Genomic DNA, 23,448 nt, shown 5'->3' with positions numbered 1-23,448 from the left:
GTGTAAAAGGACAGTTTAATCGCTATAGATTCATAATCATTGGAGGTTAGATAAAGGCAAGGGCGTTCACGATATGTACAAAATGTAGGAAGAAATAATATGAAATATTGCATTTTATATCTCTGTATCTAGATTTTATGTTAAATTCTTGGATGGAATATTTAAATAGGGGGACAAGGATATGAACAAGAAATCAAAGATTAATAAAGTTATGCTTAGTATTAGTACAATGGCTCTATCGTTAGGGGCACTTCAAACTCATGCATCAGCGGAAGAAAAAGTACCGTATAATGTGTTGAAAACGAAGCCGGTTGGAATTGAAAAACCAGTAGATGAAGTTGGGCATATTTCGAAAGTTGATGAAACATTATCGTTTCAAGAACGTTTAAAAGTAGGAGATTTTTCACAGCGACCAGCATCTATTACGAAGAACTCGGCAGTAAAGCAAGCTAAAGAAAGCTATTCAATGGCTGATTTAAACAAAATGAATGATCAAGAATTAATTGAAACGTTAGGCAGTATTAAGTGGCACCAAATTACAGACTTATTCCAGTTTAATGAAGACGCAAAAGCCTTTTATAAAGATAACGGAAAAATGCAAGTAATTATAGACGAATTAGCTCATAGAGGTAGTACATTTACGAAAGATGATTCAAAAGGAATTCAAACGTTTACTGAAGTGTTACGTTCAGCTTTTTATCTTGCATTTTATAATAATGAATTAAGCGACTTAAATGAAAGAAGCTTCCAGGACAAATGTTTACCAGCGTTAAAAGCTATTGCGAAAAATCCCAACTTTAAGCTTGGAACAAATGAGCAAGATACAGTCGTATCTGCATACGGAAAATTAATTAGTAATGCATCAAGTGATGTTGAAACGGTGCAATACGCATCGAATATTTTAAAACAATATAATGATAATTTTAATGCATATGTAGACGATCGTATGAAAGGACAAGCTGTATACGATATGATGCAAGGCATTGATTATGATATACAGTCTTACTTAAATGAGGCTCGTAAAGAAGCGAATGAAACGATGTGGTATGGAAAAGTAGATGGGTTTATTAATGAAATAAATCGTATTGCTCTTCTAAATGAAGTAACGCCAGAAAATAAATGGCTCGTTAATAATGGAATTTATTTTGCTAGTCGTTTAGGTAAGTTTCATAGTAATCCAAATAAAGGATTAGAGGTTGTTACACAGGCAATGCATATGTACCCGCGTTTAAGTGAGCCGTATTTTGTTGCAGTAGAACAAATTACAACAAACTATAATGGGAAAGATTATAGCGGGAATACGGTAGACTTAGAGAAGATACGTAAAGAAGGAAAAGAGCAATACTTACCAAAAACGTATACATTCGATGATGGATCTATTGTATTTAAAACTGGGGATAAAGTGTCAGAAGAAAAAATCAAGAGATTATATTGGGCTGCGAAGGAAGTAAAAGCGCAATATCACCGTGTGATCGGAAATGACAAAGCTTTAGAACAAGGTAATGCAGACGACGTATTAACGATAGTAATCTATAATACTCCAGACGAATACCAGTTAAATAGACAATTGTATGGATATGAAACAAACAACGGTGGAATTTATATTGAAGAGACAGGGACATTCTTTACATATGAGCGTACGCCAGAGCAAAGTATTTATAGTTTAGAAGAGTTATTCCGTCATGAGTTTACTCATTATCTTCAAGGGAGATATGAAGTTCCCGGTTTATTTGGAAGAGGAGATATGTATCAAAATGAAAGATTAACTTGGTTCCAAGAAGGGAATGCAGAATTTTTCGCAGGAGCTACTCGTACAAATAACGTTGTACCAAGAAAGAGCATCATTAGTGGATTATCATCTGATCCTGCAAGCCGTTATACAGCAGAGCGTACACTATTTGCTAAATATGGTTCTTGGGATTTCTATAACTACTCGTTCGCATTGCAGTCTTACTTATATACTCATCAATTTGAAACGTTTGATAAAATTCAAGATTTAATTCGTGCGAATGATGTGGGAAATTATGATACGTATCGTGAGACTTTAAGTAAAGATTCTAAGTTAAATAAAGAGTATCAAGAGTATATGCAGCAGTTAATTGATAATCAAGATAAGTACAATGTGCCGGAAGTAGCAGATGATTATTTAGCTGAACATGCACCAAAAGCACTAACAGAAGTGAAGAAAGAAATTAGTGAAACGTTGTCTATGAAAGATACAAAAATGACAAAGCATACATCTCAATTCTTTAATACATTTACATTAGAAGGCACGTTTACAGGTAGTGTAACAAAAGGTGAGTCAGAAGACTGGAAAGCAATGAGTAAAAGAGTAAATGAGGCTTTAGAACAATTGACGCAAAAAGAATGGAGTGGCTACAAAACGGTTACAGCATATTTCGTCAATTACCGTGTGAATAGCTCTAATCAATTTGAATATGATGTAGTCTTCCACGGTATCGCAAAAGATGACGGAGAAAATAAAGCCCCGACGGTTAATGTAAACGGACCTTATAACGGGCTTGTAAAAGAAGGAATTCAATTCAAAAGTGATGGGTCAAACGATGAAGATGGAAAAATCGTTTCTTATTTATGGGACTTCGGGGATGGAAGTACAAGTACAGAAGTTAATCCAGTACATGCATATGAAAGAGAAGGAACTTATAAAGTAGCGTTAGTAGTAAAAGACGATAAAGGAAAAGAGAGTAGAAGCGAAACAACTGTTACAATTAAAGATGGAAGTGTAACAGAATCAGAACCAAATAATCGTCCAGAAGAAGCAAATCGTATTGGGTTAAACACTACTATAAAAGGTAGCCTTATCGGCGGGGATCACACCGATGTTTATACATTTAATGTCGCATCAGCGAAAGATATCGATATTTCTGTTTTAAATGAGTATGGAATCGGGATGACATGGGTACTTCACCATGAATCAAATATGCAAAATTACGCAGCTTACGGTCAAGCTAATGGAAATCATATAGAAGCAAAATTTAATGCAAAACCAGGTAAGTATTACTTGTATGTATATAAATATGATAATGGCGATGGAGCGTACGCATTATCAGTAAAATAAGTGCTTTTCCAATGTATGTTTAACTTTACTTTTTGTGGAAAATAGTATATTATATAGATATACAATATATCGGTTATTTACTAGGAGGAGCCTGTCACAATAGGTTTCTCCTGTTCTTTTTTAGAGACCTGTCTACAGGTTTTTCTTTAAAAAGTAAATAACTGAAAATTAAGATTAATGTTTTTTGAAAGAGGTGGGGCATACACATAACAAAAAAGGGATTGTTTAAGAAAGGGGGATAAGAAATGGTCTTGTTTGGTTATCCACTTGAAACAATTTATTTATACGGATTTATAATTGCAACTATACTTACTGTCATTTATATCTTCTTTGGAGATATATTTGAATCAATATTTAGCTTTGGTGGAGGATCTGTATCCATTGTAACTTTATTACTTAGTTTTTTTGCAATGTTATGTGGATTTAGTTATATAGGAGAATATTTATTTTCCTTTAATAGCATTATTATTTTTGGTGGCTCATTTGCTATATCCTTTATCGGTGTTTTCATAATGAAAATATTAATTTTAAAACCGATTGCAGAGGCAGAGCAAAATACAATGCACCGCATGGATGAATTTATTGGACGAAAAGGAGAAGTAATTATATCGATTCCGAAAGAAGGATTTGGAGAAGTATTAATCTCATCCCAATTTGGAAGTAATGCAATACCAGCGAAAACAATTGGGAAAAAAGATATTTCACAAGGAACCGAGGTCATTATTGAAGGAGTTCAAGATGGTGTTTTGCTTGTACAAAACATCGCTTATTCTTTAAAGAAACCAAAATTATAAGGGGGAATTTACATGACGATTCCATTAATTATCGGTGGAGTTTTACTCGCAATTTTACTTCTACTCATTTTAGTATTTATTACGAAGTATCGTACAGTTGGTCCAGATGAAGCATTAATTGTAACAGGGAACTGGCTTGGTGGTGGAAAGAATGTTGTTATCACTGATGATGGAAAGAAGATTAAGATTATCCGCGGTGGTGGTACTTTCGTTGTTCCAATTATGCAACGGGCAGAACTTCTTAGTTTATTAAACTACAAATTAGAAGTTGGAACACGTGATACGTATACGAAACAAGGTGTTCCGATTACAGTAAACGGTGTTTCTATTATTAAAGTAGGATCGACAATTGAAGAAGTTTCTACAGCAGCTGAACAATATTTAGGAAAAGAAACGGAAGAGTTAAAAGTAGAAGCAAAAGAAGTTTTAGAAGGGCATCTACGTGCTATTTTATCTTCTATGACAGTAGAAGATGCTTATAGTAATAGAGAGCAATTCGCACAAAAGGTGCATGAAGTGGCCTCTACTGATTTGAAGAAGATGGGACTTCGCATCGTTTCCTTTACAATTAAAGAAATAATGGATAAAAACGGCTACTTAGATGCACTTGGTCAGCCGCAAATTGCAATGGTTAAGCGTGATGCAACAGTTGCAAATGCAGAGCGTGAAAAAGAAGCACGAATTGAAAAGGCTCGTGCTGAGAAAGAAGCAAAAGAAGCAGAATATCAACGTGATGCACAAATTGCTGAAGCTGAAAAGCATAAGGAATTAAAAGTACAATCTTATAAGAGAGACCAAGAACAAGCTCGCGCAGATGCAGATCTTTCTTATGAATTACAACAAGCGAAAGCGCAACAAGGTGTTACAGAAGAGCAAATGCGAGTTAAAATCATTGAGCGTGAAAAGCAAATTGAGTTAGAAGAAAAAGAGATTGCGCGTCGTGAAAAGCAATACGATGCAGAAGTAAAGAAAAAGGCAGATGCAGATCGCTATGCTGTTGAACAATCAGCCGAAGCGGAAAAAGTAAAACAAATGAAAAAAGCAGATGCGGATCAATATAAAATTGAAGCAGAAGCAAGAGCACGTGCAGAAGAAGTACGTGTAGAAGGTTTAGCAAAAGCAGAAATTGAAAAAGCGCAAGGTCAAGCGAAAGCGGAAGTACAAAAAGCGCAAGGTACAGCGGAAGCAGATGTTATTAGGTTAAAAGGTTTAGCAGAAGCAGAAGCGAAACAAAAAATTGCAGAAGCATTTGAATTATATGGGCAAGCGGCAATTATGGATATGGTTCTAAAAATGCTTCCAAGTTATGCGAAAGAAATCGCAAGTCCACTTAGCAATATTGATAAAATTACAGTTGTTGATACAGGCGGCGGTGGTAAGAATAGCGGTGCCGGTAAGGTTGCAGGCTATGCGACTGATTTAATGGCAACAATGCAAGAAACGTTAAAAGCTTCTTCTGGCATTGATTTAAAAGAATTACTAGAAGGATTCGCTGGAAAAGGTGCCGTGCAACAACTATCAAATGATAAACCTGTAGTATCAGTAGTAGAAGATGAGAAGAAAGAAATAAACAAAGATAAAGAATAGCAAGATGAAAAGAACCTCTAGTAAATGGGATACTAGAGGTTCTTTCGTGAAATGTAATATTTCGAATAATGTACATTTTTATATATTGTTTTAATTATTTAAATTCTATAGAATGAAAAAGGTATGTAACAATACTTTAAATGTAGAGAAAGATGAGGGAAAAGAGAAAGAGGGTCTCATCAATACATTTAAATCGTATGATTTGTATAAAGAGATTAAATGTAAAGCAATTGCATTTAAAACGGTATGGAGGGGTAGGAATATGTTTCAAGGAAAATTAAGGAGTAGAAGCTTAAAAACAAAGTTACTTGTATCATTTATTATTATTTTAATTCTTCCAAGTATTGTAATTGGTTGGACGTCTTATCAGCAGGCGAAGACAAATTTTAATGAAACAATTTTGCAATCAGCAAAAGATAACGTGAAGGTTTTAAATAATGTAATTAATAAAGAGTTAGATAGTAAGAAAGTAGACGCAGCATATTTTACAAAATTATTCACTGGAGCGAGCTATCAAGCAGATCAGCTTCAAAACGTGCAAAATAAATTAGAAGAATATAATAAATTACATCCAGAAATGGAAGCAATCTATACTGGATCTAGTAATGGACAATTTATTCAATCACCGGTACTTCAAATGCCAGAAGGGTATAATCCTACAGAAAGAGATTGGTATAAAGAGGCAGTGAAAAAAAGTGGTGAAGTAATTATCACAGCTCCATATAAATCAAAAACGACAGGAAATATTGTTGTTACAATAGCAAAACAAAATGAAGATAAAAGTGGCGTTCTCGGTATTGATTTAATTATTAATGATATTGTAAATACTTCAAAAATGGTTAATATCGGTAAAGAAGGGTATGTTGCAATTTTTGATCAAGATAAAAATGTAGTAGCACATCCAGCGTTAAAGCCGGGGGAGAAGGTAGAAGAGAAACTTGAAAAAGAGCTGTACAAGCAGGAAATAGGTGATTTTAAATTCTCATTAGATGGTGAGGATCGTAATATTACCTTTAAAACAAATAAGCAAACTGGATGGAAGATAGCAGGAATTATGCCTTCAAAAGAAATAATTGAAGCGGCTGAACCTATTTTCTATAAAACATTAACTGTTATTGGTATCTCGTTAATAATTGGTGGAATTATAATTTACTTCATAATCGCTTCTATTATTAAACCGTTAAAGCAACTTGTTATATCAGCGAGGAAAATTAGCGAAGGTGACTTAACGGAATCAATTGCTGTTCGTTCGAGGGATGAAATTGGACAGTTAGGTGAAAGTTTTAATGAGATGGCGGCATCATTACATGATGTAATTTCAAATATTAATACTTCAGCTGGTCATGTAGCAGCTTCTTCGGAAGAATTAACGGCTAGTATGAAGCAAGCAAGTGAAGCGACGGAACAAATTACAAGGGCGATGGAACAAGTATCGAGTGGGGCAGAAATACAAACGCGGGAAGTTGAAGAAGGAGCGACTCTGTTAGAAGAAGTTACAGAAGGAATTCAGCGTGTTGCGGATAGCTCTTCATTAGTATCCACAGCCTCTATGTATACGAAGCAAAAAGCTGAAGATGGTGGAAAGTTAGTTGAACAAACTGTGAATCAAATGCAATTAATTCATGAGTCTGTGTCACAGTCAGACGAAGTCATTTCTTTATTAGATGATAAGTCGAAGCAAATTGGAGCTATTTTAGAAGTGATTCAACATATTGCACAGCAGACAAACTTATTAGCATTAAATGCTGCAATTGAGGCTGCAAGAGCTGGGGAACAAGGAAGAGGTTTTGCAATTGTAGCCGATGAAGTACGGAAATTAGCAGAACAATCGGGACAATCTTCTACGGAAATTGATAAGCTAGTGAAAGAGATACAATTTGATATAAAAGAAACAGTAAGCTCTATGAATCAAGTTGGGACAGAGGTACAATCAGGGCTTGTAGTTGCAAATGAAACGAAGAAAAGCTTTGTAGAAATATTGAAATCTACAAATGATACAGTAGTACAAATTGATAGTATGGTAGAAGTAGCGAAGCAAATGACGGTAGATGCAAAACAAGTAAGTGCATCTATTAATGAAATTGCAGCAACGATTGAAGAAAATGCAGCAAGCGTTCAAAATATTGCTGGCTCCTCTGAAGAACAAGTAGCTTCAGTAGAAGAAATAAATTCAGCAGCAGTTCACTTATCGCGAATGGCTGAAGAATTACAAGAGATGATTGGTAAATTTAAAGTGTAATAACAAGCATTAAGAAACGAGGTAGTAATTTTACCTCGTTTCTTTTTTTATCCCGCTATTTGTGGGCAGTAAAACTCCCACCTCATAATTCGGCTGGAGCAAAGAAGTTAGGTGGGAGTCGGGCGGCCCGTAGATGCCCGATTGGTGAAGGCTAATAATCAGTGAGGGATGAACAAAACCCCCACTGATTAAAGTTTCACTTTATGAAGATAAAGATAAAAATATATAGTAACCGTGTTATGATAAAAGGTGATATTTAAAAAAACTGTATTTTCTTTAAATTCTATCTTTAGCCATGTTAGGGGAATGATTTTGAAATTGAAGAAATTGAAACTACAACCGAGAATTACATTAACTATTAGTACACTTATTCTTGCTGTGCTTCTGTTAACGAGTTATTTATTTTACTACATATTATCTGAAACAGTAGAAGAACAAATTGGAAAAAGGGCGTTGCATGTTGCGAAAACAGTTGCTGCTATACCGGAAATTGGGGAAGCTTTTCAAAAAGAAAATCCAGCTTCTATTATTCAGCCAATTGCAGAAAAAATTCGAATCGAAACAGATGCTGACTTTATCGTAGTTGGAAATAAAGATGGTATTCGTTATGCACATCCTAAGCGAGATAAAATAGGAGAAGCTATGGTGGGCGGAGATAACAAAGGGGTTCTATTAGAAGGGAAATCTTACGTTTCGAAAGCAACGGGATCATTAGGGCCTTCATTACGTGGAAAAGTCCCAATTCGTAATCAGGATAATGAAATTATTGGTGTAGTATCTGTTGGTTTTTCCATGGATGATATTCATGGAGCGATAGAAGTGTATGGAAAGCGTGTGTTTTGGATTACAATAACAGGTCTGTTAATTGGGATAATTGGCTCTGTATATTTAGCTAAAAGTATTAAGCGGATGATGTTTGGAATGGAGCCAGAAGAAATTTCATCTTTATACGAGGAGCATAGTACAGTTATTCAATCTGTACGTGAAGGAATTGTAGTAATCGATAAAAATGGTATGGTTAGTTTAGTAAATCAAGCGGCATACGATATCCTTTCTTTAGATAAACAACAAAATATAATAGGGAAATTTATTTTAGATGTTATTCCTAATTCATCGATACTGGATGTACTTCAAACCGGAGAAGAACAATTTGATCGCCAATTAAATATAAAGGGGCAGGATGTTATTGCTAATCGTCTACCTATTAAAGTTAATCATAAAGTAACTGGTGTAGTATCCAGTTTACGCTTGAAATCTGAGATGGATCAATTAACAGCAGAATTGTCTCAAACGCGGCAATATACAGAGGCACTGCGGGCACAAACGCATGAATATAACAATTTATTGTATACGCTTTCGGGTCTTATCCAATTAGAGTCGTATGAAGATGCTTTAGAGCTTATTCATAAGGAAACAGCAGTATATCAAGAGTTCGTTCAATTTATTATGAAACGAATTCAAAATCCATGGTTAGGTGGGATTTTAATTGGATTTTATAATAGGGCGCGAGAGTTGAAGATTGATTTTATGTTAGATCGGGAAAGTAGTTTAGAAGAGTTAAGTCCGCATATTGAGAGTAATTACGTTGTTTCTATTTTAGGGAATTTGATCACGAATGCATTTGAAGCAATTGAAAGAAATCAAGATCATGATAAGAAAGTAAGAATGTTTGTAACAGACATGGGGGAAGAAATATTAATTGAAGTAGAAGATTCAGGACAAGGTGTTCATGATGAAATAATTACAAGTATATTCTATAAAGGTTTTTCGACGAAAGTGGGCGAAAAACGTGGATATGGATTAGCGAAAGTGAAAGAGTTAGTGGAAGACTTAAATGGAAGTATTGCGATTGAAAAAGGGGATTTAGGTGGTGCTTTATTTATCATTGCATTACCGAAAGAGAGAGGCGAATTGTAATGAATGAGGGGATTGAAGTATTGATTGTAGAAGATGATATTCGGATTGCGGAAATTCATCGTCGTTTTACTGAAAAAATTGAAGGGTTTAAAGTAATTGGAACAGCAACGACTGGGGAACAGGCGAAAGAATGGTTAGAGTTTGTAAAGCCACAACTCGTTTTATTAGATGTATATTTACCTGACATGCAAGGGACTGAACTCGTCACATATATTAGGCATAATTTGCATGATACAGATATTATTATGATTACAGCCGCATCAGAGACGAATGTAGTGTGGCATGCTTTACGAGGCGGAGTAACAGATTATATTGTAAAGCCACTTACATTTGATCGGTTTAAAACAAGTTTAGAAAGTTATCAAAAGAAGATTACGAAGTTAAAGAAAAATATTCAATTATCTTCAGAACAGATTGAACATCTATGGTCCCAAAGAGGGGTGCAGGCAAATCAAATAGAATATGCGCCAAAAGGAATCGACCCTTTAACGTTAGCAAAAATAAAAAAGCATATGCTAACTATTAATGAAGAGGGAATTACTGCAGAGATACTAAGTTCAATGGTAGGTGTAAGCCGATCAACTGCTAGGCGCTATTTAGAGTATTTGATCTCTGGAAAGAAAGTGCATGCGGAGCTTATATATGGAAGTGTGGGAAGGCCAGAAAGAAGGTACTTCCGCGTTTCTTCATAGGGGATTTTTACAACAATAAAAACAGTAGAGGATTATTACATTTCCTCTACTGTTTTTTCTAGTTTCATCTTATATTGGAATAATTCCAATTACAATTCCAGTAATCAACATAACCATTGTCGTTCCAACGGCCCAAAGTAAAGTGAATCGTTGGTGTTCACCAAAATCAACCTTGGCCATTCCGACTAATAAATAAGTGGAAGCAACGAGGGGACTCAGTAAGTGAACAGGTTGACCGAGTAACGAAGCACGTCCCATTTCTGCTGCACTAATTCCGTAAGCGGCAGCAGCTTTCGTTAAAATAGGTAATACGCCGAAGTAAAAAGCATCATTAGACATGAAAAATGTGAACGGCATACTTAGTAAAGCTGTAATAATTGGAAGCTGTGGGCCAAGTGCATCTGGTATAAGAGTAACAACACTTTGAGCCATCGCATCTACCATTTTTGTTCCAGATAGAATACCTGTGAAAATTCCAGCAGCAAAGACGAGAGAAACAACCGCTAATACGTTTCCAGCGTGAGACGCAATACGCTCTTTTTGTTGCTCTAAGTTTGGATAGTTAATCATAACGGCAATAGCAAAAGCGACTGTAAATAGAACAGGTAGCGGCATAACTTCTAGTATGAGACAGACAAGTAATGTAGCGGTCAATAAAAAGTTAATCCATAGCAGTTTAGGGCGTTTATGCACGGCAGCTTCAACAGTCGCAGCTTGCTCATCCATTGTTTGCATTTGTTTTAAATATTGTACATCCATAATTCCTAAACGTTTTCTTTCTTTTTTTCCAAGATAATAGGCAACGAAAACTACCCAAATTGCACCAGCAATCATTCCTGGTATAAGTGGTGTGAAGAGCTCTGATGCATCAAGTCCAAGAGCACTCATAACCCGAGCAGTTGGTCCACCCCAAGGTGTAAGATTTGTAACACCTGCCCCTAACATAACAACCCCAGCTAATATAAGTGGATTCATTCCAAGACGTTTATATAGTGGATACATTGCGGAAACTGTAATCATATATGTTGTTGTTCCGTCACCATCTAATGAAACGATAATAGTAAGAATAGCTGTACCAACAACAATTTTTAAAGGATCACCTTTTACAAATTTTAAAATTTTACTAATAACAGGATCGAATAAACCGCTATCAATCATAATTCCGAAATATAAAATGGCGAACATAAGCATAATACCAGTAGGTGCTAGCTTTTGAATTCCTTCTAACATCATCGGGCCCATATTGGCATAAAAGCCACCAATTAATGCGAAAGTAATTGGAATTAATATTAATGCTACTAAGGCTGACATACGTTTAGTCATAATCAAAAACATAAAGACGAATACCATTGCAAATCCAAGTAATGCTACCATGTGATCTCCCCCTCAAAAAATGATTACGCTTTCAAAATAAAATAAAAATTCAGATAAAAGGTTTTTTGTTTATAATAAAAGGTTCAATTGGAATGGTAAATAATTTGAAAAATAACATCATTAGAAGCATAATCTTTATTTTGATCATTTTGTTCACAGGGTAATTTTGAATTTTTAAAAAGATAAATGCCTTCGTACAAGAATGATAGAATAAGATGGAAATAGCGAAGCGTGAAGTAGGGAGTAGATTTTGAATGCAAACAAGAATAGAAGAAATTTATAGTTCATGTAAAGGAAAAGTAGAGGAGATTTTTATTAATGAATCCTCTTACGTATATGAATGGGAGAAATTAATGATGATCCGAAAGCACGATGGTGAGCTTGAGAAAATCGGGATAGGGATCAGTGGAAATATAAGATTAGTAAATGTAGAAGTTGGACAGGAAATTGATACGGATACATTATTAGTTAAGCTGGAAGATGATTTATTAATTACTGGTTGTGAATGATGAGGGATGTGTAGAAGTAACTGCACATCTCTTTTTTGTTCCATATATTACAAAAAGAACATTGTTTTTTCACAAATCTCACACAACCTTCTGCTATTCTTTTCGTGGAGTATACGGTTTTTAGGGAGGAATATTAATGAGGGTAAAATATGTCGTACTTGTTATATGTGTATGTTTCATCTTTATGGCAGTAGGATGTGGAAAACAGGAAATAAAAGCTGTGGCAATTAATGAGAAACATGATAAATGTGATATTTGCCAAATCGGGGTAATGGATAATCAATTTGCAACAGAAATCATTTTAGAAAGTGGAAAAGCGTTAAAGTTTGATGATATCGGTTGTATGTATAAATGGATGGAGATCAATTCAGGTGAAAAGACGAAAGAAAAATTTGTTCGAGATTATGATTCGAAAGATTGGGTTTCGTTAGAAGATGCTACTTACGTATATGATAAAACAATAACGACACCGATGGCTTATAATGTCATTTCATTTAAAAATAAAAAAGATGCAGAGAGTTTTGTATCTAACTATAAGGGGAAAGTTCTTTCGTATAAAGAGCTATCAGAGCATAAATGGGAAATGAATAAAGAGATGATGGGGAAACCGAAAACAGGGAATCACGGTGGGCATCATTAATAATAGAAAAAGACAACTATATAGTTGTCTTTTTCTATTATTACTCAGGTGCAAATATAGAAAAGGTGTAAAAATTTTAGAAGAACGGTTACAATGGAATATAGTAACCTAAAGCAATCATTTATGTACTTTTTAGAAATATATACAAATGCGGTAAAAACGTGCTAAACTAATTGCTTCATAATGTTAATGATGAGGCCATCAGGCGTATCATTCCAATAGGTTGAGAAACATAGTATAAGTTTAAGATAATCCGATTAAAGAAGGAATCTAAAGGGCTTATGGATAAATGTACTCAAGAAGAGTTATTGTATGTGATGGAGGAATGGTTAAGAAAACATTATCTTTCATAGGAGCTGTAGTTGTGAGAAAACAAAAAATTTTATTATGTATGTTATTAGGACTTTTAATGACGGTAGTGGCTTGCGATAAGCAAGAGGAGCCAGAATCAAAACCGGTTCATGTGAAAAACGAAAAGAAAAAAGAAAAGCATAAAGAACAGGAAGAATCTAAAGAAGAAAAAAGTATAAATTTAATGGACAAACAGTTGCTACTTTCTGCGACGCTTGGAGACACAGAAACAGCTATGAAGCTGATCCAAGATGGAGCGAATATCAATGTAGAAGGTGACAACGGAGAAACGCCTGTCCTTGCAGCGACGTATCAAAATCATGTAGAGACAGTTAAAGCATTAATTGATGCGGGTGCTGATATTGAAATTCAAGACGAAAAACAAAGTAATCCATTTCTTTATGCAAGTAGAGAAGGATATACGGATATTGTAAAAGTATTAATTAATGCAGGAGTTAATACGAAGGAAACGACTAAGTCAGGTGGAACAGCACTTATTTCTGCATCTGAGCGTGGCCATGTAGAGGTTGTTAAAGAATTATTAGAGCATACAGATATTGATGTGAATTATAAGAATGAACGTGGTGGAACAGCTTTATTAGAAGCAATTGTATTAGGAAATGGTAGTGAAAGTCATAAGAAAGTAATTCAAATGCTTATTGACCACGGGGCAGATGTAAATATGGCCAATAAGGAAAATATTACGCCGCTGCAATATGCTGAAAAAAGAGGTTTTAAAGATATTGCGAATATGTTGAGGATAGCTGGAGCGAATGAAGTAGTACAGCCGCAACCACAACTGGCAGAATAACAAGCTGAAGAAATAAAAAGCACGAGATAATCCCATTTAGATAGACAGAATGAAGAAGTCATTTTAGTATGATGGATTCAGTAATGTGTATTTAAATGGGATTTTTGTTTTGAAAAAATGGATGGATGCTATATCGAGAAGGCTACAAATAGTAGTTAAGGAGGGTATAAATGCGATTTTCAGAACTTGAGTTAATAGCAATTCAGGCAGAAGTTTTATTTGTTCATAATCAAGTAGGAAGAATAAAGTGTGTAAATGAAAATGGAAATCTGAAAGCACCACGTTTTTTTCTTAGCAGAACTCGTGAAGGGAATATAACGAGGTATCATTATAAACTGCATGGTGAAATGATAAGTAAGATTGAGAAATTAATTCGAGAATGCTCAAATCACATTGAGATAGCAAAGATTATTAAAGTATTAAATGAAGAGAGAACGGTGGAGAATATTTGGGTGGGTCCTGCTTTCATGTTCCCTAATAATTTACATAAGCCAACTAGAACAATACAAATAACAGAGAAGAATAAAGAGCTTTTGCGAGAAAATTTTTCTAATCTAATAGAACAGATGGAATGGAGGCGACCTTATTTTGCAATTGTAAAAAATGAAAAGGTAGTTTCTATATGTTGCAGTGCCAGAAGTACGCCCGTAGCTGCTGAGGCAAGTGTGGAAACTTTAGTGGAGTTTCAAGGGAATGGATATGGTGCTGATGTCGTTACAGCCTGGGCACTATCAATACAAGAGGAAAAGCGCATTCCGCTTTATAGTACTTCTTGGGATAACTTTGCTTCGCAAGCAGTGGCGAGAAAACTAAAACTCATTAACTATGGAATGAATTTACACATTGATTGAATTTTAAACATTGTTGTGTTCTGTTGGGGTTTATTCGTATATCTAGATTATTGTAAAAGTGATATGGTGAATATTAACATTCGATTAACATCTAATTAACAATTTATCAAAACTGACTTAATAAATGCGTAATATAGTAAAGATAACAAAATAACTAGGGTAGAGAACATTTGAGAACACCCGCTTACATATAACGTGCCGCTTTCTTAAGTGTGCTCTATTCCCTAGAGTTCAAATAAGGAGAAAGGTGTTCTATGTAAGTAGGTGTTTTTAGTTTGGATAAAAATAGAAAAGCTAGGTGGAATGAATGTTTAAAGAACCTTATATTGCGATGATAAAGGATTGGGAAGGGTACAAAACATACAAAAAATTACCGAAAACAGTTTTTCTTATGACTGGTTCAATGCTGGAGTTACCAGAGCGTGTATATGAACTACAGAAACATGGACACGATGTATTTCTTCATTGTGATTTTATACAAGGCTTAAATACGAACACAGAGGAAGCACTTTTATATATTCAAGATGTTATCGGAGCACAAGGTATTATTTCGACAAAGGGATCGACAATTCGAAATGCCAATAAAATTGGATTGAAAACGATTCAACGCATTTTTATTGTTGATACTTTATCTCTTACAAAATCAATTGAAAATTGTAAAACGACTAAACCGAATGCAGTAGAGATTATGCCTGGCATTATGCCTTCTATTATTAAACAGCTAGCGGAGGAAATAAAATTCCCTATTATTGCAGGTGGGCTGATTCAAACGCGAGAGGATGCAGAAATCGCAATTCGTGCAGGAGCAAGTGCAATTTCAACGAGTCATTATGAAGTGTGGATACAAGAAGAAAAAAGGAGTGCAACCTTGTGATTGAATTGAAAAATGTTTCAAAGGTATATAAAAATACGGAAGAGACAGCAGTTAAAGACGTATCAGTTCATATTAAAAGAGGAGAATTTTTTGTTTTAGTTGGACCTTCTGGATGTGGAAAAAGTACATTATTACGAATGCTGGCTGGTTTAGAAGAAATTTCTTCGGGAGATTTAATTATTAATGAACATGTTGCAAATGATTTAGAGCCGAAAGACCGTAATCTATCAATGGTATTTCAAAATTATGCATTATATCCACACCTAACTGTAGAAGAAAATATTTTATTTGGACTTAAGGTAAGGAAGGTACAAAAAGAAGAGCGACAAAAGCGATTAATGGAAGCTATTGAAATGGTAGGACTGAAAGAGTATGTGAAAATGAAACCGGGCCAATTATCAGGCGGGCAAAGACAGCGTGTTGCACTTGCTAGGGCCATCGTCAGTCAAGCACCGATTTGTTTAATGGATGAACCACTTTCGAATTTAGATGCGAAATTACGTGCACAGATGAGGATTGAAATTAGAGAAATTCAGCAACGATTAGGAATTACGATGATTTACGTTACTCACGATCAAATAGAAGCAATGACTATGGGAGATCGTATTATGGTTTTAAATAAAGGAAGTATACAACAAGTTGGAACACCGCTTGATATATATAACGAACCAGCAAACGAATTTGTTGCAAGTTTTATAGGTTCTCCTTCTATGAATATAAATGATGGGGAAGTGGATAAAGAAAAAGGCATATTACATATAGGGCAATTGCAAATCCCATTATCTATTGGACAGCTAAAGCAATTACCAGAAGGAACTATTCGAATAGGTATGCGTCCTGAGCATATTGCACTGTCTGAGGAAGGACAAGAAGTGACGCTGCAATCTGTAGAAGTATTAGGGAATGAATCTATATTAAACTTTGCGGTAAATGGAACAACTTGGAGTGCGAAAGTCATCGGACAGTTACTCCTGAACAAAGGTGACAAAGTAAAATTATTATTCTCGCAAGAAAAACTATGCTTCTTTCATCAAAATAAGAATGAACGATTAAAAGTGGTGGCTGAAGAAGAGTTGAAAGTGGTGGCGAAATAATGATTGAAGTAGGTAAGTTACCAGTTCAAACAACAGTGTCAAAAAAGAAGAGTTTATGGGGCAGAACGAAAGATTTAAGAATAGGATTATTGTTTTTGGCGCCATCTATTTTGTTATTTTCAATTTTTCTTTTCTATCCATTGTTTAGGACGATCTACTATAGCTTTTATTTAACAGATATACACGGAGAAGCTAATCTTTTCGTTGGCTTAGAAAATTATCAATATTTATTTTCGGATCCTGCTTTCTACAAAAGTATAAAGTCAACTTTATTATTTGTTTTATATACAGTTCCTACTAGCATTGTATTCGCCTTATTTCTTGCATTAATTGCAAATGAAAAAGTAAGAGGGATCGGGTTATTCCGAGTACTATTTTCTTCAACGATGGGAATATCAGTAGCTGCTAGTGCAGTGATTTGGCTATTTTTATTTCATCCAAGTGTAGGGTTATTTAATAATATATTAGCCTCTATGAATCTTCCTGCAATCGCATGGTTAACGAGTCCAGAATGGGCACTGTTTTCTGTATCGGTTACAACGGTTTGGGTGAATACAGGATTTGCATTTTTAGTTATATTAGGTGGTTTACAAAATATTGATACGTCTTTATATGAGAGTGCATCTATAGATGGTGCTAGTTATTTATATAAGCTTCGCCGCGTTACATTACCGATGCTATCACCAACTTTATTTTTTATCGTGACAGTAACGTTAATTAGTGCATTCCAAAGCTTTGGACAAATTGATATTTTAACGCACGGTGGACCGAATGATGCAACGAATTTAATTGTGTACTCGATTTATAAAGAGGCATTTGTGAATCATCAATTTGGAACAGCAAGTGCACAAGCGATGGTATTATTTATTTTCATTTTTATTGCTACATTGATTCAATTTAAGTTTGCTGAGAGAAAGGTGCATTATAAATGATCGTTAAACAGTGGAAACAAAATTTCCTATTATACATGCTGCTCATTATTAGTGCAGTAATGGTGTTTTTTCCTGTACTGTATGCGTTTTTAATAAGCTTTATGACACCAGACGATATTCAAATGAGAAGGTTATTTCCAACTCAATTTACTTTTGATAATTTCATTAATATTTTTCAAAAAGTACCTCTTTTTACATACTTATATAACAGTTTAATTGTATCGACAGTTGTTATGCTTGGACAACTTATCGTATCCAGTTTAGCAGCTTATGCTTTTGTTTTTCTTCAGTTTAAAGGCAGAAACTTAATTTTCTTCTTGTTTATTTCAACAATGCTTATTCCGTGGGAAGCAACGATGGTACCGAACTTTTTAACGATTCAAAACTTCGGATGGATTAATAGTTTTGCTGGGATGACGGTGCCATTTTTTGCAACAGCTTTCGGTATTTTCTTACTACGTCAACATTTTATGACACTTCCGAATGAACTGAAAGAAGCTGCTTTTATTGAAGGGATTGGAAATGTAAGGTTTTTATTCAGTGTTGTAATTCCGTATTGTAAAACGAGTTTTATTACGCTTGGAGTATATAGCTTTTTAACAACGTGGAATATGTATTTGTGGCCGCTCTTAGTAACCACTGATGAAAAAGTAAGAACGGTTCAAATTGGTGTAAAGCAGCTTCAATCTCAAGAAGTTGCAACTGATTGGGGCAGTGTAATGGCCGGTGTTACGGTTATCGTCATTCCAACGTTGATTTTACTATTTTTAGGGCAAAAGCAATTACAAAAAGGATTAACAAAAGGTGCAATTAAATAAGCATACATAGGAAAAGGTGGGATTGAGATGAGTTTATTGAAAAAAAGTGCTGCTCTTTTAATGGCAGCCACAATGGCATTAACCGGCGCAGCTTGTTCAAATAGTAAAACAGAGGGGAAACCTGAAGCACAGGCAAAAGTAGCTCCAGTTGAAAAGAATGGTGATAAAACTGTAATTCGTTTCTGGCATGCAATGGGTGGAAAAACACAAGGTGTACTAGATGGGCTTGTTGCAGACTATAATAAGTCGCAGAATAAATACGAGATAAAGGCAGAGTTCCAAGGAACATACGAAGAGTCTTTAACGAAATTTAAAACGATGTCTGCAACGAAAGAAGCGCCAGCTCTTGTTCAATCGAGTGAAATTACAACGAAGTATATGATTGATAGCAAAAAGATTACGCCTATCGATAGCTGGATTAAAAAAGATAAGTACGATACATCAAAATTAGAAAAAGCAATTACGAACTATTATTCAGTTGATGAAAAAATGTATTCTATGCCGTTTAATTCATCTACACCAGTATTAATTTATAATAAGGATGCTTTCGCGAAGGCTGGATTAGATCCAGAGAAAGCTCCGCAAACATATGATGAGTTAAAAGAAGCGGCGAAAAAGTTAACGATTAAAGAAGGCGGAAATGTAAAGCAGTATGGATTTTCAATGCTGAATTATGGTTGGTTCTTTGAAGAGTTGTTAGCGACACAAGGTGCTTTATATGTAGACAACGAAAACGGCCGTAAAGATGCTGCAAAGAAAGCGGTATTTAACGGAAAAGAAGGTCAAAAAGTATTTGGGATGTTAGATGAATTAAATAAAGCTGGTGCACTTGGAAAGTATGGAGCAAGTTGGGATGATATTCGTGCTGCGTTCCAGTCTGGACAAGTTGCTATGTATTTAGATTCTTCAGCTGGTGTTCGTGATTTAATTGATGCATCTAAGTTTAATGTAGGCGTTTCGTATATTCCGTATCCAGAAGATTCGAAACAAAATGGTGTTGTTATTGGCGGTGCATCATTATGGATGACGAATATGGTTTCAGAAGAAACGCAGCAAGGTGCTTGGGACTTTATGAAATATTTAACGAAGCCAGATGTACAAGCAAAATGGCATACTGCAACAGGATATTTCTCAATTAATCCAGATGCATATAATGAGCCGTTAGTAAAAGAGCAGTATGAAAAGTATCCGCAGTTAAAAGTAACGGTAGAGCAATTACAAGCAACGAAGCAATCTCCAGCAACTCAAGGGGCATTAATTAGTGTATTCCCAGAATCAAGAGATGCAGTTGTAAAAGCATTAGAAGCAATGTATGACGGAAAGAATAGTAAAGAAGCTTTAGATGAAGCTGCAAAAGCAACAGATAGAGCAATTAGTATTTCAGCTCGTACGAGTCAAAAATAAGAGAAAGCCGCATCCTTTTTCAGGATGCGGCTTTCTTTATTGGGAGATAAGGGATCAAAGAAATGATGAAGTCTTATCTCGTTTATATGAGTAAAGGGTCTAGAATGAATTTTGTCTTTTTCATTATTTGTTTAACTCCATTGCAACTTGTTTCCCATTTACAAAAACCTCTGCCACCGCTACTACAACTTCCATCACTTTTTTCATATCTCATCTCTCCTTGTTTTTTGTTTCATTTCTTACTTTTAGTATAAGGAAATGCAGTAATTGCAACCATCGAATTGGATGACAAGAGACTTACATTGTTGTAAGGATAATAGTTTTATTTGTAATAAATGCTATTTCGGATTGTGATTCAGAAATTTCTGTCGTTTTAATCTATAATTAGAAAGAGAATGGTTTAGAAAGAAGGGGAAGAAATGAAGAGAATACTTGTTATTAGTGATATTCATGGAGAAATAGAAAAGTTCGAACAGTTATTGGAAGAAGCTCAATACGATGCAAGACAGGATCAATTGATTTTATTAGGGGATTATGTAGATCGTGGTCCAAATGCGCGTGCAGTAATTGAAAAGGTAAAAGAGTTAAAAGAAGCGGGAGCCCTCGTTCTAAAGGGCAATCATGAAGATATGATGATCAAGGCGTTAACGACTGATGAGGAACGTTCATGGAACCATTGGGTAAAAAGGAATGGTGGAGATAAAACGTTATATAGCTATGGATTTGTAGAAGAAGACATTGCGGTTAATGAGGAAAACTTCCAAAAACCGATTTTACAATCTCACATATTAGAGGAACATGTAACGTTTATTCAAGAATTAGATCATTACATTGAAACAGAAGAGTATATCTTTGTACATGCTGGTGTTGAGCCGATGAACCGAGTTTCTGAATCTGAACCATATACGTTAATGTGGATCCGTAATGAATTTCATAATGGATATAGCGGCGAAAAGGTTGTTGTATTTGGCCATACGGAAACAAAAACGCTTCATGGTAGTGAGAATTGCGGAGTGTATTTTGGTAGTAATCGTATTATTGGAATTGATGGCGGTGCGGTTTATGGTGGTCAGTTAAATTGTTTAGAATTGCCGAGTAAAAAGGTGTATGTAGTAAAAAATTGAAAGAGATAAGGGTAATCTTATTTCTTTCAATTTTTTATTAAGCAAAATTTAAGAAAGAGCCTTTATAATAAAGGTTCAAAATTTTATATCGAGCAAAACTTTAGAAGGAAATAGTTGAAAATGAAATTACATAATATGATTACATTATTTCGTTATGAAGAGAAGAGATGCAATAATAAAGAGAGTTGAAATAGATTGTGGAAGGTGAGAATATGCGCTTACTTGTAGTAGAAGATAATGCCTCGTTATTAGAGTCTATCGTACAAATTTTACGTGATGAATTTGAAGTGGATACGGCAATGAATGGGGAAGACGGCTTGTTTTTGGCGCTGCAAAACATTTATGATGCAATTTTGCTTGATGTGATGATGCCAGAAATGGACGGATTTGAAGTGATTCAAAAAATACGTGATGAAAAGATTGAAACGCCAGTCCTGTTTTTGACAGCGAGAGATTCTTTAGAAGATCGAGTGAAAGGATTGGACTTTGGTGGAGATGATTATATTGTTAAACCGTTTCAGGCCCCTGAATTAAAAGCGAGAATTCGTGCATTACTACGCAGAAGTGGTAGTTTAACAACACAGCAGACCATTCGCTATAAAGGAATTGAATTGTTCGGAAAAGATAAAGACATTCAAGTAGATGGACAAGGTATTAAACTGACATTAAAACAATACGAGCTACTAGAGTATCTCATTCAAAATAGCGGGAAGATTTTAATGCGTGAACAAATTTTCGATCGTGTTTGGGGATTTGATTCAGATACGACAGTAGCAATTGTAGAAGTGTATGTACATCATTTACGTAAAAAATTAGAACCATTCGGTTATCAGAAAGATATTCAAACCGTTCGTGGTATTGGATATATATTAAAAGAACAATGAGAAAGGGAAGCATGTTTCAAAAGACACGTATTCGTCTAACTATATTGAATTCGTTAGTATTTATCCTATTAATAGGTGTATTAGGTAGTATTATTTATTCGTACACATACAAGCGTACTTATAATGAAGTGGATCAATCTATAAAAATGATAACTCAGTATAGAGAAAAATTTGATGTTAAAATGCCACCACCAAGAAAACGTATAGAGAATATCAAAATTCGAGACCCACGGATAACTATAATAACTTGGAATGGAAAAATAGTGGAGATAGAAGGCGATAACCATAAATTTCGCTCTAACTTTGAAGGGGATTTGGAAAAGTTTTCTCCAAAAAAGGTAGGGGATTTGCAAGATATTGAAGTGCAAGGACGATATTTTAGAACGTTTGCGTTTCAAGAAGATGGAAAAATAGTTCAAATTGTACGTGATACAACAGCTGAAGAAGAGATGCTAAATACTTTATTTTTAATTCTCATAATAGGTTGTAGCATAGGCAGTCTATGTGCAATAGGTATCGGTTTTTTCCTAGCTGGCAGGGCACTCATACCTATTCAAAATTCATGGGAGAAACAGCAGCAATTCGTTTCCGATGCATCACATGAATTAAGAACACCGCTTGCAGTTATTCAATCAAAAACGGATGTATTATTCCAGTCGCCATCCGCTACGATAGAAGAAAAAGCCGTGGATATCTCTACAATTTCAAAAGAATGTAGGCGGCTATCGAAACTCGTTAGCAATTTATTGTTGTTAGCACGTTCGGATTCTAATCAAATTGAGATGGATAAGAAAACATTTGAACTGGATAAGTTGTTAGAAGAAATTATAAATCCATATAAAGAAATTGCCTCTTATCAAGAAAAAGCGATGATATTAAAAGTAGAACGTGATATAACGTTTATGGGTGATAGAGAGAGAATCCATCAAATGATGGTCATATTGTTAGATAATGCGATGAAGTATACGAATGAAGATGGGCATATTCAAATTGATTGCACACAAACGAGTAATTCAATTTGTATACGGGTGAAAGATAATGGGATAGGAGTTAAAGAAGAAGATATTCCAAATTTATTTGATCGTTTTTATCAAGGAGACAAAGCAAGAAGTATGTCAGAAGGAGCTGGGTTAGGTCTTTCAATCGCTAATTGGATTGTAGAAAAGCATTATGGAAAAATATCGGTAGAGAGCAAATGGGGAGAAGGAACTTGTTTTGAAGTGATTTTCCCAAAAAATCAAAGATTATAAGTGAGAAGACGACCTTGTTTTTACAAGGTCGTCTTTTTTAAGGGAAAGTTAAGGAATAACTTGTAGCATGTATTACATAATGGAAACTTGTGATGGAAAAAAAAGATGTAAGGTTTTTTTGAATGAACTGGATAAATCATAAGGTTATTTCTAACAGAGATGAAGTTTATGTATAGTATAAAAAAAATTATGGGAAAGCTGGAAAAAGAAAGCGTGAGAGGGAG

General features: G+C 34.9%; 19 protein-coding genes and 1 pseudogene. 19 read left to right on the top strand and 1 reads right to left on the bottom strand.

Annotated elements, in window-relative coordinates:
• Nucleotides 1–181 precede the first annotated feature (181 nt).
• The 7 genes and pseudogenes from colA (at nt 182) to AC0IXC_RS24860 (ending at nt 10,308) form a co-directional block, all read left to right on the top strand.
• Nucleotides 182–3,079 carry a collagenase ColA gene (gene colA / locus AC0IXC_RS24890; RefSeq protein ID WP_215590661.1) on the top strand — a complete coding sequence of 966 codons (2,898 nt, stop codon included), beginning with the start codon at nt 182–184 and terminating at the stop codon, nt 3,077–3,079.
• 245 nt (nt 3,080–3,324) lie between these two features.
• Nucleotides 3,325–3,873, top strand: coding sequence for an NfeD family protein (locus AC0IXC_RS24885; protein WP_088032433.1), 549 nt, complete (start codon nt 3,325–3,327; stop codon nt 3,871–3,873).
• A 12-nt stretch (nt 3,874–3,885) separates the two neighbouring features.
• Entirely contained in the window at nt 3,886–5,460 is a 1,575-nt protein-coding gene (locus AC0IXC_RS24880; RefSeq protein ID WP_002029662.1) for a flotillin family protein, read from the top strand.
• Between the two features lie 112 nt (nt 5,461–5,572).
• Nucleotides 5,573–6,760: pseudogene (locus tag AC0IXC_RS24875) on the top strand (HAMP domain-containing protein); the annotation flags it as partial.
• A complete protein-coding gene (locus AC0IXC_RS24870; RefSeq protein WP_471653512.1) occupies nt 6,752–7,699 on the top strand; it encodes a methyl-accepting chemotaxis protein in 948 nt (315 codons plus the stop codon). The pseudogene AC0IXC_RS24875 and the gene AC0IXC_RS24870, both read left to right, overlap by 9 nt.
• Nucleotides 7,700–8,005: 306 nt before the next feature.
• Nucleotides 8,006–9,616 (top strand): ATP-binding protein, encoded by a 1,611-nt coding sequence (locus tag AC0IXC_RS24865; protein ID WP_471653506.1) that lies wholly within the window; start codon nt 8,006–8,008, stop codon nt 9,614–9,616.
• Nucleotides 9,616–10,308, top strand: a complete 693-nt coding sequence (locus tag AC0IXC_RS24860) for a response regulator (protein WP_061689360.1) — start codon at nt 9,616–9,618, stop codon at nt 10,306–10,308. The genes AC0IXC_RS24865 and AC0IXC_RS24860 overlap by 1 nt, the downstream gene beginning before the upstream one ends.
• Before the next feature lie 69 nt (nt 10,309–10,377).
• On the opposite strand, the gene AC0IXC_RS24855 is transcribed toward AC0IXC_RS24860, so the two are convergent.
• The gene (locus AC0IXC_RS24855; protein ID WP_061689361.1) at nt 10,378–11,682 is read right to left on the bottom strand and encodes a CitMHS family transporter; all 1,305 of its coding nucleotides are present in this window, start codon (nt 11,680–11,682) and stop codon (nt 10,378–10,380) included.
• 254 nt (nt 11,683–11,936) lie between these two features.
• Here AC0IXC_RS24855 and AC0IXC_RS24850 point away from each other — a divergent pair, with 254 nt between their 5' ends.
• From AC0IXC_RS24850 to AC0IXC_RS24795, 12 genes are all read left to right on the top strand, one after another.
• Entirely contained in the window at nt 11,937–12,191 is a 255-nt protein-coding gene (locus tag AC0IXC_RS24850) for a hypothetical protein (protein WP_149190134.1), read from the top strand.
• Nucleotides 12,192–12,327: 136 nt separating this feature from the next.
• Complete coding sequence (locus tag AC0IXC_RS24845; RefSeq protein WP_002140312.1) at nt 12,328–12,831, top strand: nitrous oxide reductase accessory protein NosL; 504 nt, start codon at nt 12,328–12,330, stop codon at nt 12,829–12,831.
• 289 nt (nt 12,832–13,120) lie between these two features.
• Nucleotides 13,121–13,993 carry an ankyrin repeat domain-containing protein gene (locus AC0IXC_RS24840; protein WP_002029673.1) on the top strand — a complete coding sequence of 291 codons (873 nt, stop codon included), beginning with the start codon at nt 13,121–13,123 and terminating at the stop codon, nt 13,991–13,993.
• A gap of 170 nt (nt 13,994–14,163) precedes the next feature.
• The gene (locus AC0IXC_RS24835; protein ID WP_002125110.1) at nt 14,164–14,844 is read left to right on the top strand and encodes a GNAT family N-acetyltransferase; all 681 of its coding nucleotides are present in this window, start codon (nt 14,164–14,166) and stop codon (nt 14,842–14,844) included.
• A gap of 307 nt (nt 14,845–15,151) precedes the next feature.
• Nucleotides 15,152–15,718: a glycerol-3-phosphate responsive antiterminator gene (locus tag AC0IXC_RS24830; protein ID WP_002169199.1), complete on the top strand. Its 567-nt coding sequence runs from the start codon at nt 15,152–15,154 to the stop codon at nt 15,716–15,718.
• Nucleotides 15,715–16,812 carry an ABC transporter ATP-binding protein gene (locus tag AC0IXC_RS24825; RefSeq protein ID WP_471653505.1) on the top strand — a complete coding sequence of 366 codons (1,098 nt, stop codon included), beginning with the start codon at nt 15,715–15,717 and terminating at the stop codon, nt 16,810–16,812. Before AC0IXC_RS24830 ends, AC0IXC_RS24825 begins: the two co-directional genes overlap by 4 nt.
• Nucleotides 16,812–17,744: a carbohydrate ABC transporter permease gene (locus AC0IXC_RS24820; RefSeq protein WP_000573576.1), complete on the top strand. Its 933-nt coding sequence runs from the start codon at nt 16,812–16,814 to the stop codon at nt 17,742–17,744. Before AC0IXC_RS24825 ends, AC0IXC_RS24820 begins: the two co-directional genes overlap by 1 nt.
• Entirely contained in the window at nt 17,741–18,562 is an 822-nt protein-coding gene (locus AC0IXC_RS24815) for a carbohydrate ABC transporter permease (protein WP_002125118.1), read from the top strand. Before AC0IXC_RS24820 ends, AC0IXC_RS24815 begins: the two co-directional genes overlap by 4 nt.
• A gap of 27 nt (nt 18,563–18,589) precedes the next feature.
• Nucleotides 18,590–19,966 (top strand): ABC transporter substrate-binding protein, encoded by a 1,377-nt coding sequence (locus AC0IXC_RS24810; protein ID WP_002029681.1) that lies wholly within the window; start codon nt 18,590–18,592, stop codon nt 19,964–19,966.
• Between the two features lie 419 nt (nt 19,967–20,385).
• On the top strand, nt 20,386–21,090 hold the full coding sequence (locus tag AC0IXC_RS24805; protein WP_002029682.1) for a metallophosphoesterase family protein: 705 nt from the start codon (nt 20,386–20,388) through the stop codon (nt 21,088–21,090).
• A 212-nt stretch (nt 21,091–21,302) separates the two neighbouring features.
• Nucleotides 21,303–21,974 (top strand): response regulator transcription factor, encoded by a 672-nt coding sequence (locus AC0IXC_RS24800; protein ID WP_002091066.1) that lies wholly within the window; start codon nt 21,303–21,305, stop codon nt 21,972–21,974.
• A gap of 11 nt (nt 21,975–21,985) precedes the next feature.
• Nucleotides 21,986–23,224: a sensor histidine kinase gene (locus AC0IXC_RS24795; RefSeq protein WP_033708775.1), complete on the top strand. Its 1,239-nt coding sequence runs from the start codon at nt 21,986–21,988 to the stop codon at nt 23,222–23,224.
• The last annotated feature ends 224 nt before the right edge of the window (nt 23,225–23,448 follow it).

It is taken from the genome of Bacillus sp. AC266 (assembly GCF_979253805.1).
This window is presented reverse-complemented; position numbering and strand designations above follow the sequence as displayed.